The sequence below is a fragment of the Actinoplanes sp. NPDC049599 genome (assembly GCF_044465625.1).
GTDB lineage: Bacteria > Actinomycetota > Actinomycetes > Mycobacteriales > Micromonosporaceae > Actinoplanes.
The window spans coordinates 106,280-118,510 of record NZ_JBITLX010000015.1; the positions used below are offsets into that span (position 1 = coordinate 106,280).

At 71.7% G+C, this 12,231-nt stretch carries 12 protein-coding genes; 5 read left to right on the forward strand and 7 right to left on the reverse strand.

What is annotated here, in order from left to right; translation table 11 throughout:
* Positions 1-5 precede the first annotated feature (5 nt).
* Genes ACIBQZ_RS25180 through miaA form a run of 3 tightly spaced genes read right to left on the reverse strand, consistent with a single transcriptional unit; the run spans position 6 to position 2,514 of the window.
* Entirely contained in the window at positions 6-746 is a 741-nt protein-coding gene (locus ACIBQZ_RS25180) for a glycerophosphodiester phosphodiesterase (protein WP_396091218.1), read from the reverse strand.
* Positions 746-1,597: a diaminopimelate epimerase gene (gene dapF, locus ACIBQZ_RS25185; protein WP_396091308.1), complete on the reverse strand. Its 852-nt coding sequence runs from the start codon at positions 1,595-1,597 to the stop codon at positions 746-748. Before dapF ends, ACIBQZ_RS25180 begins: the two co-directional genes overlap by 1 nt.
* A complete protein-coding gene (gene miaA / locus ACIBQZ_RS25190) occupies positions 1,597-2,514 on the reverse strand; it encodes a tRNA (adenosine(37)-N6)-dimethylallyltransferase MiaA (protein WP_396091219.1) in 918 nt (305 codons plus the stop codon). The genes dapF and miaA overlap by 1 nt, the downstream gene beginning before the upstream one ends.
* Positions 2,515-2,686: 172 nt before the next feature.
* On the opposite strand from miaA, the gene ACIBQZ_RS25195 reads away from it, so the two are divergent.
* Positions 2,687-3,895 (forward strand): DUF349 domain-containing protein, encoded by a 1,209-nt coding sequence (locus tag ACIBQZ_RS25195; RefSeq protein WP_396091220.1) that lies wholly within the window; start codon positions 2,687-2,689, stop codon positions 3,893-3,895.
* Between the two features lie 87 nt (positions 3,896-3,982).
* Here the strand turns inward: ACIBQZ_RS25195 and ACIBQZ_RS25200 are convergent, their stop codons facing one another.
* From ACIBQZ_RS25200 to ACIBQZ_RS25215, 4 genes are all read right to left on the reverse strand, one after another.
* Positions 3,983-4,936 (reverse strand): threonine/serine dehydratase, encoded by a 954-nt coding sequence (locus ACIBQZ_RS25200; RefSeq protein WP_396091221.1) that lies wholly within the window; start codon positions 4,934-4,936, stop codon positions 3,983-3,985.
* A gap of 176 nt (positions 4,937-5,112) precedes the next feature.
* A complete protein-coding gene (locus tag ACIBQZ_RS25205) occupies positions 5,113-6,561 on the reverse strand; it encodes a diguanylate cyclase domain-containing protein (protein WP_396091222.1) in 1,449 nt (482 codons plus the stop codon).
* A 37-nt stretch (positions 6,562-6,598) separates the two neighbouring features.
* Positions 6,599-8,092, reverse strand: a complete 1,494-nt coding sequence (gene miaB, locus ACIBQZ_RS25210; RefSeq protein WP_396091223.1) for a tRNA (N6-isopentenyl adenosine(37)-C2)-methylthiotransferase MiaB — start codon at positions 8,090-8,092, stop codon at positions 6,599-6,601.
* Between the two features lie 21 nt (positions 8,093-8,113).
* A complete protein-coding gene (locus ACIBQZ_RS25215; RefSeq protein ID WP_396091224.1) occupies positions 8,114-8,599 on the reverse strand; it encodes a hypothetical protein in 486 nt (161 codons plus the stop codon).
* A 139-nt stretch (positions 8,600-8,738) separates the two neighbouring features.
* On the opposite strand from ACIBQZ_RS25215, the gene ACIBQZ_RS25220 reads away from it, so the two are divergent.
* The 4 genes from ACIBQZ_RS25220 to ACIBQZ_RS25235 all read left to right on the forward strand — a co-directional run bounded on the left by ACIBQZ_RS25220 (position 8,739) and on the right by ACIBQZ_RS25235 (position 12,066).
* On the forward strand, positions 8,739-9,485 hold the full coding sequence (locus tag ACIBQZ_RS25220; RefSeq protein WP_396091225.1) for an amino acid ABC transporter ATP-binding protein: 747 nt from the start codon (positions 8,739-8,741) through the stop codon (positions 9,483-9,485).
* 98 nt (positions 9,486-9,583) lie between these two features.
* Positions 9,584-10,444, forward strand: coding sequence for a glutamate ABC transporter substrate-binding protein (locus ACIBQZ_RS25225; RefSeq protein ID WP_396091226.1), 861 nt, complete (start codon positions 9,584-9,586; stop codon positions 10,442-10,444).
* A gap of 78 nt (positions 10,445-10,522) precedes the next feature.
* The gene (locus tag ACIBQZ_RS25230; RefSeq protein ID WP_396091227.1) at positions 10,523-11,197 is read left to right on the forward strand and encodes an amino acid ABC transporter permease; all 675 of its coding nucleotides are present in this window, start codon (positions 10,523-10,525) and stop codon (positions 11,195-11,197) included.
* Entirely contained in the window at positions 11,194-12,066 is an 873-nt protein-coding gene (locus tag ACIBQZ_RS25235) for an amino acid ABC transporter permease (RefSeq protein WP_396091228.1), read from the forward strand. Before ACIBQZ_RS25230 ends, ACIBQZ_RS25235 begins: the two co-directional genes overlap by 4 nt.
* The last annotated feature ends 165 nt before the right edge of the window (positions 12,067-12,231 follow it).

Genomic DNA, 12,231 nt, shown 5'->3' on the forward strand with positions numbered 1-12,231 from the left:
GACGATCAGGCCAGGCCGCGGGCGATGGTCCAACCGGTGAGCTCGCCGGTCCGATCGTTGATCAGGCCGGCCACCCCGGCCGCCACCAGCGGCTCCCACACCGACGGGTCGTTGGGCGTCCAGGGCATGACCCCGACGCCCGAGCCGGCCAGCGCCGCCACCGTGGCCGGCTCGGCGAGCACCGCGCGCAGGTCCGGGTTGACGTAGCTGATGCCCAGTTCCCGGGCGACGCGTTCCTGCTCGTCGTCGAAGCCGTGCCGGAGCAGGCCCAGGCGCACCTCCGGGGCGACCTCGCCGGCCAGCCGCACCACGGCCGGGTCGAAGCTCTGCACGACCGTCCGCTCCAGCAGCCCCGCCTCGATGACCTGGCCGATGATCACTTTCACCTGTTCCAGGGTGGCCGGCGGCTTGATCTCCAGCAGCAGCTCGGGCCCGGGCGCCCGGAGCAGGTCGATGACCTCGCGCAGCAGCGGGATCCGGGTGCCCGCGTATGCCGGGGAGAACCAGGAGCCGGCGTCCAGCGCGGCGATCTCGTCCAGGGTCAGCTCGGCGACGTGGCCGGTGCCGTCGGTGGTGCGGTCGACCGTCCGGTCGTGGATCACCACGGGCACGCCGTCGGCGGTGGTGCGCACGTCGAACTCGATGAGTGTCGCGCCGGCCAGCACCCCGGCGGCCAGGGCCGGCAGGGTGTTCTCGGGCGCGACGGCGGAATACCCGCGGTGTGCCACGCGGTGCAGCCCGGCCATCAGGACAGGGCCGCCGGGTCGACCTCGCCCGTGGCCACCAGCACGGCGGGCCCGGCCAGCCACCAGTCGCCGTCGCGGTGGGTGACGGTCAGCCGGCCGCCCGGCAGGTCCACCGCGACCACGCCCTCGGCCAGCCCGGCGTCGCGCAACGCCACCGCGCCGACCGCCAGCGCGCCGGAGCCGCAGGACAGCGTCTCGGCCGAGCCGCGTTCGTAGACCCGCATGTGCACGTGCAGGTCGGCGCCCTCGACCGGCGCGCCCGGCGTGGTGAACTCGACGTTCACCCCGGACCGGAACAGCGCGGGGTCGAAGCCGGGCGGCACGTGCAGGTCGAGCGAGGACAGCGGCAGGCTGTCGTGCAGGCCGCAGACCAGGTGCGGGTTGCCGCAGTTCACCGCGACGCCCGGGAAGGTGAGCTGGCCGACGGTCGCGGTGCTGGCCGCGTACACCCGGGGGGTGTTCATGTGGACGGAGATGGTGTCCGCGCCGACCAGCGCGCGCACGACACCGGCCCGCGTCGCCACCGGCAGGCCCGCCGGGCCGGGCGTGGCCAGGCCGTTGGCCACCAGGTAGCGGGCGAAGACGCGGACGCCGTTGCCGCACATCTCGGCGGACGAGCCGTCGGCGTTCCAGTAGTCCATGAACCACTCGGCCTCGCCCGCGTAGGCGACGCCGTCGTGGTGCTTGGCGCTGCGCACGACCCGCAGCACGCCGTCGGCGCCGATCCCGCGGTGCCGGTCGCAGAGGGCGGCGACCAGCGCGGGGGCCAGCTCGAGCACCCCGTCCGGGTCGCCGAGGATGACGAAGTCGTTGCCGGTGCCATGGCCCTTGGTGAACAACACGCGGTCCATCATCGCGCAGCCGCGGCACAGGCCGCCAACGCGTCCTGCCTCAGGGTCGGCGACCCGCCGTCGAGCCAGGTGATCCGCGGGTCGCGGCGGAACCAGGAGCGCTGCCGGCGGACGAACCGGCGGGTGGCCCGGACGGTCTCCTCGATCGCCTGCTCCTCGATCAGCGCGCCGTCGAGCTGGGCCAGCGCCTGCTGATAGCCCAGCGCCCGGCTCGCCGTCCGGCCCTCGCGCAGCCCGGCCAGCCCGCGCACCTCGGCCGGCAGCCCGGCCGCCCACATCAGGTCCACCCGGTCGGCGATCCGCCGGTCCAGCTCCTCGGTGTCGCGATCCACCCCGATCTGCACCGAGGGGTAGTACGGCGTCGGCGACGGCAGCGCCGCGGTGAACGGCGCGCCGGTCAGCTCGATCACCTCCAGCGCGCGGACGATGCGCCGGCCGTTCGACGGCAGGATCTTGTCGGCGGCGGGCTCGTCGAGCGTGCGCAGCCGGGCGTGCAGCGGCGCCGGTCCCACGGCGGCGAGCTCCCGCTCCAGTCGCTCCCGAATGCCGGGATCCGTACCGGGAAACTCAAATTCCTCCAGAACTGCCCGGAGGTACAGCCCCGACCCGCCGACGAGCAGCGGCACCCGGCCCCGCGCCACGATGTCGTCGACGGCCGCGCGGGCCAGCTCCTGGTACGCCGCGACACTCGCCGGCTCGCGCACGTCCCAGACGTCCAGCACGTGGTGCGGGACGCCTTCCCGCTCGTCAGGGGTCAGTTTGGCGGTGCCGATGTCCATACCCCGGTAGAGCTGCATCGAGTCGGCGTTGACCACCTCGCCGCCCAGGGCGTGCGCGAGCGCGATGCTGAGGGCGGATTTGCCGGCCGCGGTGGGTCCGACGACCGCGACGACTCCGGGAGATGGGAGCAATGGCACGGAGCCACCGTAACGGGCTGGTCACGGTCGTTCGCGGGCGCTTCCCCGGAACCGGGTTGGACCTGTGACAATGCGCGAGAAAGAATGCCGGTGGAATGATGGCATTCGACTGCGCTATGGCGGCAGCCGCGAGCAGCGAGGCTCGCGCAGCCGGGAGAACGAGGGTGGGCTCATGAACGACTGGACGGCCTTCGGGCGCGTGGATGCCGACGGCACCGTGTATGTGAAGACGGCCGAGGGCGACCGCGTGGTCGGCTCGTGGCAGGCGGGCACACCCGAGGAGGGCCTGGCCCACTTCGCCCGGCGCTTCGCGGACCTGGTGACCGAGGTCGACCTCATCGAGGCCCGGCTCAAGTCCGGCGCGGCCGACGCCGCGCACTCGCTGACCAGCGTGAAGCGGATCCGGGCCGGCCTGGACGAGGCGCACGTGGTCGGCGACATCGACGGGCTCGCCGCCCGCCTCGACCGGCTGACCACGGTCGCCGAGGAGAAGGCCGGCGAGGCCAAGGCCGCCCGCGAGGTGGCCCGCGGCGAGGCGCTGGCGCGCAAGACCGCCCTGGTCGAGGAGGCGGAGACGATCGCCGCCGAGTCGACCGGGTGGAAGAGCGCGGGCGACCGGCTCAAGGAGATCCTCGACGAGTGGAAGACCATCCGCGGCGTCGACAAGAAGACCGACGGCGAGCTGTGGAAGCGCTTCGCGACTGCCCGGGACGGCTTCACCCGCCGCCGCGGCGCCCACTTCGCCACCCTCGACGGTCAGCGCAAGCAGGCGCAGACCGCCAAGGAGGAGCTGGTCAAGGAGGCCGAGACGCTGGCCGAATCGACCGAGTGGTCAACCACGGCCAACCGGCTCAAGGACCTGATGAACGAGTGGAAGGCCGCGCCCCGCGCCGCCAAGGAGGCCGAGCAGCGCCTCTGGGAACGCTTCCGGGCCGCCCAGGACGCCTTCTTCAGCCGGCGCAGCGAGGTCTTCTCGGCCCGCGACGCCGAGTTCAAGGGCAACCTGGAGAAGAAGCAGGCGATCCTGGCCGAGGTCGAGGCCCTGGACGTCGACGCCGACCCGCGCGGCGCGCAGAACAAGCTCCGTGACCTCCAGGCGGCCTGGCACGATGCCGGCCGGGTGCCCCGCGAGTCGACCGCCTCGCTGGACCGCCGCTGGCGGACCGCCGAGGAGCGCATCCGGGTGGCGATGGACTCGGCGTGGCGCAAGACCACCCCGCAGGACAACCCGCTGCTCCAGCAGATGCGCGAGCAGGTCGCCGAGGCCGAGCAGCGGCTGGCCCGGGCCCAGGCCGCGGGCGACGCCAAGCGCATCAAGGAGGCCGAGCAGGCGCTGGCCTCGAAGCGCCAGTTCCTCTCCCTGGCCGAGCAAGCAGGATAAAACCCTTCCGGTACGCGCACAGAGTCCCGCCGCCAGCCCACCGATGTGAGTCGGGCTGACCGGCGGGACTCTTGCTGGGTGCTCCGGTCACGCCGCGCCCAGTGCGGCTCGTTCCGCGTCGGTCGCGTTGCCGCCGGTGCAGACGACGGCCACCCGCCTGCCCCGGCACAGGTCCGGGCGGGCCAGCAGCCCGGCCAGCGCGGCCGCGCCCGCACCCTCGGCGACGGTGTCCGCGGTCTCCGCCAGCAACCGCTGCGCCGCGCTGACCTCGTCGTCGGTGACCAGCACGAAGTCGGCCAGGCCGGCGCGCAGGAGCTGCTGGGGCAGGGCGAAGCCGCGGCCGGTGGCCAGGCCGTCGACGCGGGTGCGGTTCGGACGCCGTTCCAGCGTGCCGGAGCGCCAGGAGTCGTGCGCCGCCCGGGACTGCTCGGACTGGACGGCGATGACCTGGCAGGCCGGGGCCAGCTCGCGGGCCACCACGGTGGCCGCGCCCGCGCCCGTGCCGCTGCCCACCGGCACGAACAGCACCTCGATGTCCGGCCGGGCCTCGAAGATCTCCAGGTAGAGCGTGCCCACCCCGGCCAGCAGCTCCGGGGTGTCCCCCGGGCTGACCAGCCGCGCGCCGGTGCGCTCGGCGAGCGCCTCGGCGTGGTGCTGGGCGGCCTCCAGGTCAGCGCCGTGCAGAATCACCTCGGCGCCCAGCTCCGCCACCGCGGCCGCCTTGGCCGGGGCGGCCGCGGCCGGCATCACCACGGTGCACGGCGCGCCGTAGACCTTGCTGGCGTACGCAAGCGACCGCGCGTGGTTGCCGGTCGAGTAGCTGACCGTGCCGCGCGCCCGCTCGGCCGCGGACAGGCCGGCCAGCAGCGTGAGGCCACCACGCACCTTGAACGCGCCGACCGGCTGCGCGTTCTCGTGCTTGACCAGCACGGTGGCCCCGGTCGCCAGGTCCAGGGCCGGGTAGGACGACAGCGGCGTCGGGCTCAGGTGCCGGTCCACGATCGGGCGGGCGGCGGTCACGTCGGCGAAGCGGAGATCCATCCCGCCATCATCCCCGGTACGGCGGCGCCACCCCCCAGCCCCAACGCGGCACCGGCGCCTGCCGCACGACCTCGGCGCCGGGCTGCGAGTTCTGCCTGGCCAGCCGGGTGCCTTCCCGCCGGGCGCTCTATGACTGGGGTGTGGCGCGGGCCGAGCGGGCCGGCATCAGCTGGTGATCAGGCCAGGGCCAGGCTGAGGGTGCCGATCGACTTGGTCTGCTTGGCGGCGTACATGGCGAGGTCGGCGCGGCCGACCAGGTCGTCGGTGGTGACGGCCGGATCGGCGAAGGCCACGCCGACGCTCAGGCCGATGCGGACGGTCTCCCCGCCCACGGTCAGCGGGCGCTCCACCATCTCGCGGATCCGCGCGCAGATCGCCTCGACCGCGGCCCGCGGATCGTCGTCGCGGCACACCACCACGAACTCGTCGCCGCCGAACCGGCTCACCAGGTCCTGCTCGCGGACGCAGCCGCGGAGCCGGGCGGCGACCTCGATCAGCAGCTGGTCCCCGGCGGCGTGCCCGAGCCGGTCGTTCACCGGCTTGAAGCCGTCGAGGTCGGTGAAGAGCACGGCCAGCCCGGGCGTGGCGGGGTGGGCGGCGCGCAGGGTGGTCAGGTCGGTCTCCAGCCGGTCCAGGCAGGCGGCGCGGTTGGGCAGGCCAGTGAGGGCGTCGTGGGTCGCCATCCGCAGCAGGGCGGATTCCGCCCGTCGGCGCTGACCGGCCACCCGGGCGACGCGGATCATGACCAGCGGGATCACGAACGCCGAGCCGACCGCGATCAACAATCCGTCGGTGGGCAGCCCGAAGATCACCCGGCCGCCGCCGACCAGCGGGATCAGCGCCGTCATGATGCCGAGGAAGGTGAGCCGGGCGATCGAGAGATCATCGCGCGGCTGTGGACCGGGCTCGGTGATCCGGGGCGCCGACGAGTGCAGCGCGGCGCACCCGAGGAGGACGTAGCCGACCATGAACGGCATGTTGGTCCAGTCGGCCCGGACGCCGGTGGCCGAGTCGATCGTCATCGCCGCGGCGAGGTTGCCGAACAGGCCGGCGCCCAGGCCCCCGGCCAGCATCCACACGGCCGGCAGCCGCTCGGCCGCCACCAGCGAGACCCTCAGCAACGCCCCCAGCGAACCGGCCATGACCAGAACGTTGACGAAGAGGGCGCCCTGCCGGGCCATCGGGGCGCCGGCCTCGGTCAGTTGCGGCAGCAGGACGGTGTCCCAGAGCAGGCCGCCGAGGGCCAGCGCCGCGATCGCGGAGTCGATGACGCCGCCGATGTCCCGCCGGCCGCGCCGTACCACCACGACCATCGCGCCGGCGAGCATCAGCAGGTTCGCCACGCTGAACAGCAGGTCCGCCGCGGTGCCGTCGCCGCTGAGCCGGTGCTGGCCGTAGACCGCCCAGAGCCAGGTCAGGTTGCCGGCCTGGAAGACCACCAGGCCGGCCAGCAGCAGCCACCAGGGCTGCCGGGCGCCGACCCGGCTCCGCCGGACGCCGGCCAGCACCGCGGGCACGGCAGCGAGCGTGACCAGCAGGAAAGGGATCGCGCGGGCGTCGTAGGACAGCACGGGGTACGCCGCCACCAGGGCGAAGGAGAGCACGGCATACCAGCGCAGAAGCACGGCTCCCGAATCGGCTCGGAACCGTGCTTCCTGAGGCTTACAGCGCGCAGCCGCCGGTGGTCGCGGGCAGCGGCGCCGGCACGCCCACGGTCGGCAGGCCCAGGGTCACGCCGGAGGTGCGCGGGGCCCGGCCGGCCTCGTGCGCGTCGCCGGCCCGGGTGCGGCGGTGGCTCAGCGGCGCGCCGTCGGCGTTCAGGTGGTGCGGGGCCGCGTACGTGATCACGGTCGTGACCAGGTCGCCGGGCCGGATGCCGGTGAGCTCGCCGGTCGCGAAGTGCACCAGCCGGCCGTCCCGGGCCCGGCCGCTCATCCGGCCGGTGCGCTCGTCCTTGCGGCCCTCGCCGGTCGCGACCAGCACCTCGACCTCGCGACCCAGCTGCTTCTTGTTCTCCGCCCAGGAGGTCTCCTCGAGCGTCGCGATCAGCCGCTCGTAACGCTGCTGGACGACCTGCTTGGGCAGCTGCTCGGCCATCGTCGCGGCCGGGGTGCCCGGGCGCTTCGAATACTGGAACGTGAAGGCGCTGGAGAAGCGGGCCGCCCGGGCCACCTCGAGGGTGCGCTCGAAGTCGTCCTCGGTCTCGCCCGGGAAGCCGACGATGATGTCCGTGGTGATCGCGGCGTCCGGCATCGCGGCGCGGACCTTGTCGATGATGCCGAGGTACTTCTCCGCCCGGTAGCTGCGGCGCATCGCCTTGAGCACCTGGTCGGAGCCGGACTGCAGGGGCATGTGCAGCGAGTGGCAGACGTTCGGCGTCTCGGCCATCGCGGCGATCACGTCGTCGGTGAAGTCCTTCGGGTGCGGGCTGGTGAACCGGACCCGCTCCAGCCCTGGCACGGCGCCGCAGGCCCGCAGCAGCTTGCCGAACGCCAGCCGGTCGCCGAACTCCACGCCGTAGGAGTTGACGTTCTGGCCGAGCAGAGTGACCTCGAGCACGCCCTCGGCCACCAGCGCCTCGACCTCGGCGAGCACGTCGCCGGGGCGGCGGTCCTTCTCCTTGCCGCGCAGCGCCGGGACGATGCAGAAGGTGCAGGTGTTGTTGCAGCCCACCGAGATCGACACCCAGCCGGCGTAGGTCGACTCGCGGCGGGTCGGCAGCGTCGACGGGAAGACCTCGAGCGACTCGAGGATCTCGACCTCGGCCTCCTGGTTGTGCCGGGCGCGTTCGAGCAGCGCCGGCAGCGAGCCGATGTTGTGCGTGCCGAACACCACGTCCACCCAGGGCGCGCGCTTGACGATGTCGCCGCGGTCCTTCTGGGCCAGGCAGCCGCCGACCGCGATCTGCATGCCCGGGTTCTTCAGCTTGGTCGGGCGCAGGTGGCCGAGGTTGCCGTAGAGGCGGTTGTCGGCGTTCTCCCGTACCGCGCAGGTGTTGAAGACGACCACGTCCGCCGCGTCGGCATCCGCGGCCCGCACGTAGCCCGCGCCCTCCATGAGGCCGGAGATGCGCTCGCTGTCGTGCACGTTCATCTGGCAGCCGTAGGTGCGCACGTCGTAGGTGCGGGCGGCGGCGGGAGAAGTCTCGGTAGTCATGGCAATTGACCAGGGTAGTCCCTAAGCCGCCGCGGGTCGCTCCGGCGTCGGGACCGGCTTGAACCGCGAACGTCCGCAACCCGGGCCGCGGGCACACGCCGGATCGGCGCCCGTGCAGGGGCGCAGGTGCCGGCGCTCCGTACCGTCGTCGGTCTCCACTTCGTCGACGTGCACGGCCCGCAGCGTCCCGTCCGGCTCGGCCAGCACGTACCGGGTGGGGTTGAGGGTGTCGTCCGGCAGCAGCAGGTCGGCGCCGAGCCGGACCGCCACCGCGCTGGCGATGGTCGCCTCGGCGACGTCGTGCGGCGCCAGGAAGCACTCGATCTCGGTCGGGAAGTCGCCGCCGACCTGCCAGATGTCGCAGAGCACCGCGCCGTCGGCGGGCGCGTCCAGAGTCGTCACCGGACGCTGCAACGCACCCGACAGCGCCTGGTGCACCAATGCCGCATCCGGGCGTCCCGCGACGCTCCAGCGCCAGAGCCCATCTGTCGGATCGGCGTCAGCCATACCGCTCATCGTGGACATCCCTTCGGGTGTACACCTGCACAGTTACCGCTCCGTGACCTATCTCGGCGTGAACCGATACAACCGCGACCCTAGAGTGACCCCATCCGAGTGAACCCAACGACGGGACGGTGGTCCGACGGTGCCGACAAGCGAGCCTCTCATCGTCCTCGACGGCGTCAACAAGTACTTCGGACCCCTGCACGTCCTGCAGGATGTCAGCCTGTCGGTCGCCCGCGGCGAGGTGGTCGTCGTGATCGGACCGTCCGGGTCGGGCAAGTCGACGCTGTGCCGCGCGATCAACCGGCTCGAGCCGATCAACTCCGGCACCATCACCTTCGACGGGCAGGTGCTGCCGGCCGAGGGCAAGGCGCTGGCCCGGCTGCGCAGCGAGGTCGGCATGGTCTTCCAGTCGTTCAACCTCTTCGCGCACAAGACCATCCTGCAGAACGTCATGCTCGGGCCGGTCAAGGTCCGCGGCGAAAAGCCCGCAGCGGTACGGGAACGCGCGATGAGCCTGCTCGACCGGGTCGGCATCGCCAGCCAGGCGGACAAGTACCCGGCCCAGCTCTCCGGCGGTCAGCAGCAGCGGGTCGCGATCGCCCGGGCCCTGGCCATGCAGCCCAAGGCGCTGCTCTTCGACGAGCCCACCAGCGCGCTCGACCCGGAGATGGTCGGTGAGGTGCTCGACGTCATGACGGCGCTGGCCAGCGAGGGCATGACGATGGTCGTGGTCACCCACGAGATGGGCTTCGCCCGGCACGCCGCCAACCGGGTGGTCTTCATGGCCGACGGTCAGCTCGTCGAGTCGGCCCCGCCGGCCGAGTTCTTCGCGAACCCGAAGAGCGAGCGGGCCCGCGACTTCCTCTCGAAGATCCTCACCCACTGAGCGTCCATATCGGATGTCGCGCCGTTGCATCGGGTGTACAAGCTCAGAATATTCGTAGTTTCCCGCAGTTCGTTGTATCCAGTCAGAGGAGCAGGACGATGCGCATCACCCGAATGACGGCATTGGTCGGGGCGTTCGCCCTGGCGATGGCCGCGGCAGCATGTGGCGGCGACGACACCGGATCCGACTCCGGCTCGTCGACCAGCGGCATCGTGGGCAAGGCGGAGAAGGACAAGAAGCTCGTCTTCGGCGTCAAGGCCGACCAGCCGGGCCTCGGCCTGCAGACCGGTGGCAGCTACACCGGCTTCGACATCGAGATCGCGAAGATCATCGCGAAGGGTCTCGGCGTCCCGGAGTCCGGCATCGAATACAAGACGACCGTGTCGTCCAACCGTGAGCCGTTCATCCAGCAGGGCCAGGTCGACGTGGTCGTGGCGACCTACACGATCAACGACGAGCGCAAGAAGGTCGTCAACTTCGCCGGCCCGTACTACATCGCCGGCCAGGACCTGCTGGTCCCGACCACCTCGACGATCACCGGCCCGGAGTCGCTGGCCGGCAAGAAGGTCTGCTCGGTCTCCGGCTCCACGCCGGCCAAGCGGATCCAGACCGAGTACAAGGACGCCAAGCTCCAGCAGTTCGACTCGTACTCCAAGTGCGTGACGGCGCTGGCCGGCGGTCAGGTCGACGCGGTCACCACCGACGACATCATCCTGGCCGGCTACGCCTCGCAGGACCAGTACGCCGGCAAGTTCAAGGTCGTCGGCAAGAAGTTCAGCGAGGAGCCCTACGGCGTCGGCGTCAAGAAGGACGACTCCGCGGGCTGCAACAAGATCAACGAGATCCTGAAGGCGGCCGCGGCCGACGGCTCGTACAAGGCGGCGTGGGACAACTCGCTCGGCAAGAGCGGCACTGCGGCGCCGGAACTCGACGTCGCCAAGCTCACCAACTGCAGCTGATCGTCTGATGGACGGGCGGGGCCGGCGACGCCGGCCCCGCCCGGTTGTTCCCTGCCGCGCCGCGAGGAAGTGAGGGCGATGGACGTCTTCTCCGATCCCAGCAACATCGACGTGTACGTGACGGGATTCCTCTGGATCCTGAAGCTGACCGCGGCCGGCACCGTGGGCGCGCTCGTGCTCGGCGTGGTGCTCGCCGCGATGCGGGTCTCGCCGGTTCCCGTGCTGCGCGGCTTCGGCACCCTGTGGGTCAACACGTTCCGGAACACGCCGCTGACGCTGATCATCTTCTTCTGCTACTTCGGCCTGTTCTCGACGCTGGGCCTCGAGGTCGCCGACGACATCGACCCCAACAACTACTGGCTCGGCGTGATCGGCCTGTCGGTCTACACCGCCGCGTTCGTGTGCGAGGCGATCCGCTCCGGCATCAACACCGTGCCGGCCGGGCAGTCCGAGGCCGCCCGGGCGATCGGCATGTCGTTCTTCCAGACCCTGACCGTGGTGATCCTGCCGCAGGCCGGGCGCGCGGTGATCGCCCCGCTGGGCAGCATCTTCATCGCCCTGGCGAAGAACTCGACGATCGTCGGCACGATCGGCCTGGCGGAATCCTCGAACGCGATGAAGGAACTCATCAACGCCAACGGCGACGCGGTCATCCCGATCTTCCTCGTCTTCGCCGGCACCTTCGCGATCGTCCTGATCCCCACCGGCTACGCCTTCGGCTGGCTGGCCAACCGGATGGCGGTGAAGCGATGAGCGCCGACGCTGTGCTCTACGACCACCCCGGCCCCCGGGCGAAAGCCCGCAACGCCGTGCTGACCGGCGTCTTCGGCGTCGCGGCGCTGGCCCTGGTGTACTGGATCTACCGCAAGTTCGACGAGAAGGGCCAGTGGGCGGCGGCGCTGTGGAAGCCGTTCACCGAGTCGTCAACCTGGACGGACTACATCCTGCCGGGCCTGTGGGCGACCATGAGCGCGGCAGCCGTCGCGATGGTGCTCTCGCTGATCTTCGGCATCGTCTTCTCGGTGGGGCGGCTCTCCGACCACTGGTGGCTGAGCGTGCCGTCCGGCATGGTGGTGGAGTTCTTCCGGGCCGTACCGCTGCTGCTGCTGATGTTCTTCATCTTCTACGGCGTCCCGTTCATCACCGAGGCGCCGATGGACCCGTTCTGGGCGGTGGTCATCGGCCTGACGCTGTACAACGGCTCAGTGCTGGCGGAGGCGTTCCGGGCGGGCATCAAGTCGGTGGCGCGCGGGCAGAGCGAGGCCGGTTATGCGATCGGGATGCGCAAGAGCCAGGTGATGCGCGAGATCCTGGTCCCCCAGGCGGCCCGCGCGATGCTTCCGGTGATCGTCAGCCAGTTGGTGGTGCTGGTGAAGGACACGGCGCTGGGGTACATCATCGGGTATTCGGAGTTGCTGCAGGACGGCGTGAACACGCTGGCCGCGAACTTCGGCAATATCGTGGCGGCGGCGATTGTTGCGGCGATCATCTATATCGCGGTCAACGCTTCGCTTACGGCGTTTGCGGGGTGGTTGGAGCGTCGGACCCGGCGTCAGGGTAAGACGCCGAAGGCTACTGGGCCGGTGCCTGTCGGAGCTGTTCCTACCGGAGAAGTTGTCTGAGCCTTCCCCCTGCTTCGGGTTGGCCTTCCCCTGCTTCGGTGGTTGCGCTGGGACGGCGGGGGCCGGGGGGGGGGCCCCCCCCCGGGGGGGGGGGGGGGTTTGGGGGGGGGGGGGGGCCCCCCCCCCCCCCGCGACGAGATCCCCAGGGCAGCGCGGACGAGGGGC

Coding starts and splice junctions, on each gene's coding strand:
- ACIBQZ_RS25225 (WP_396091226.1), top strand. CDS start 9,584: ATGCGCATCACCCGAATGACGGCATTGGTCGGGGCGTTCGCCCTGGCG.
- ACIBQZ_RS25235 (WP_396091228.1), top strand. CDS start 11,194: ATGAGCGCCGACGCTGTGCTCTACGACCACCCCGGCCCCCGGGCGAAA.
- ACIBQZ_RS25215 (WP_396091224.1), bottom strand. CDS start 8,599: ATGGCTGACGCCGATCCGACAGATGGGCTCTGGCGCTGGAGCGTCGCG.
- ACIBQZ_RS25230 (WP_396091227.1), top strand. CDS start 10,523: ATGGACGTCTTCTCCGATCCCAGCAACATCGACGTGTACGTGACGGGA.
- miaB (WP_396091223.1), bottom strand. CDS start 8,092: ATGACTACCGAGACTTCTCCCGCCGCCGCCCGCACCTACGACGTGCGC.
- ACIBQZ_RS25180 (WP_396091218.1), bottom strand. CDS start 746: ATGGCCGGGCTGCACCGCGTGGCACACCGCGGGTATTCCGCCGTCGCG.
- ACIBQZ_RS25195 (WP_396091220.1), top strand. CDS start 2,687: ATGAACGACTGGACGGCCTTCGGGCGCGTGGATGCCGACGGCACCGTG.
- dapF (WP_396091308.1), bottom strand. CDS start 1,597: ATGGACCGCGTGTTGTTCACCAAGGGCCATGGCACCGGCAACGACTTC.
- ACIBQZ_RS25200 (WP_396091221.1), bottom strand. CDS start 4,936: ATGGATCTCCGCTTCGCCGACGTGACCGCCGCCCGCCCGATCGTGGAC.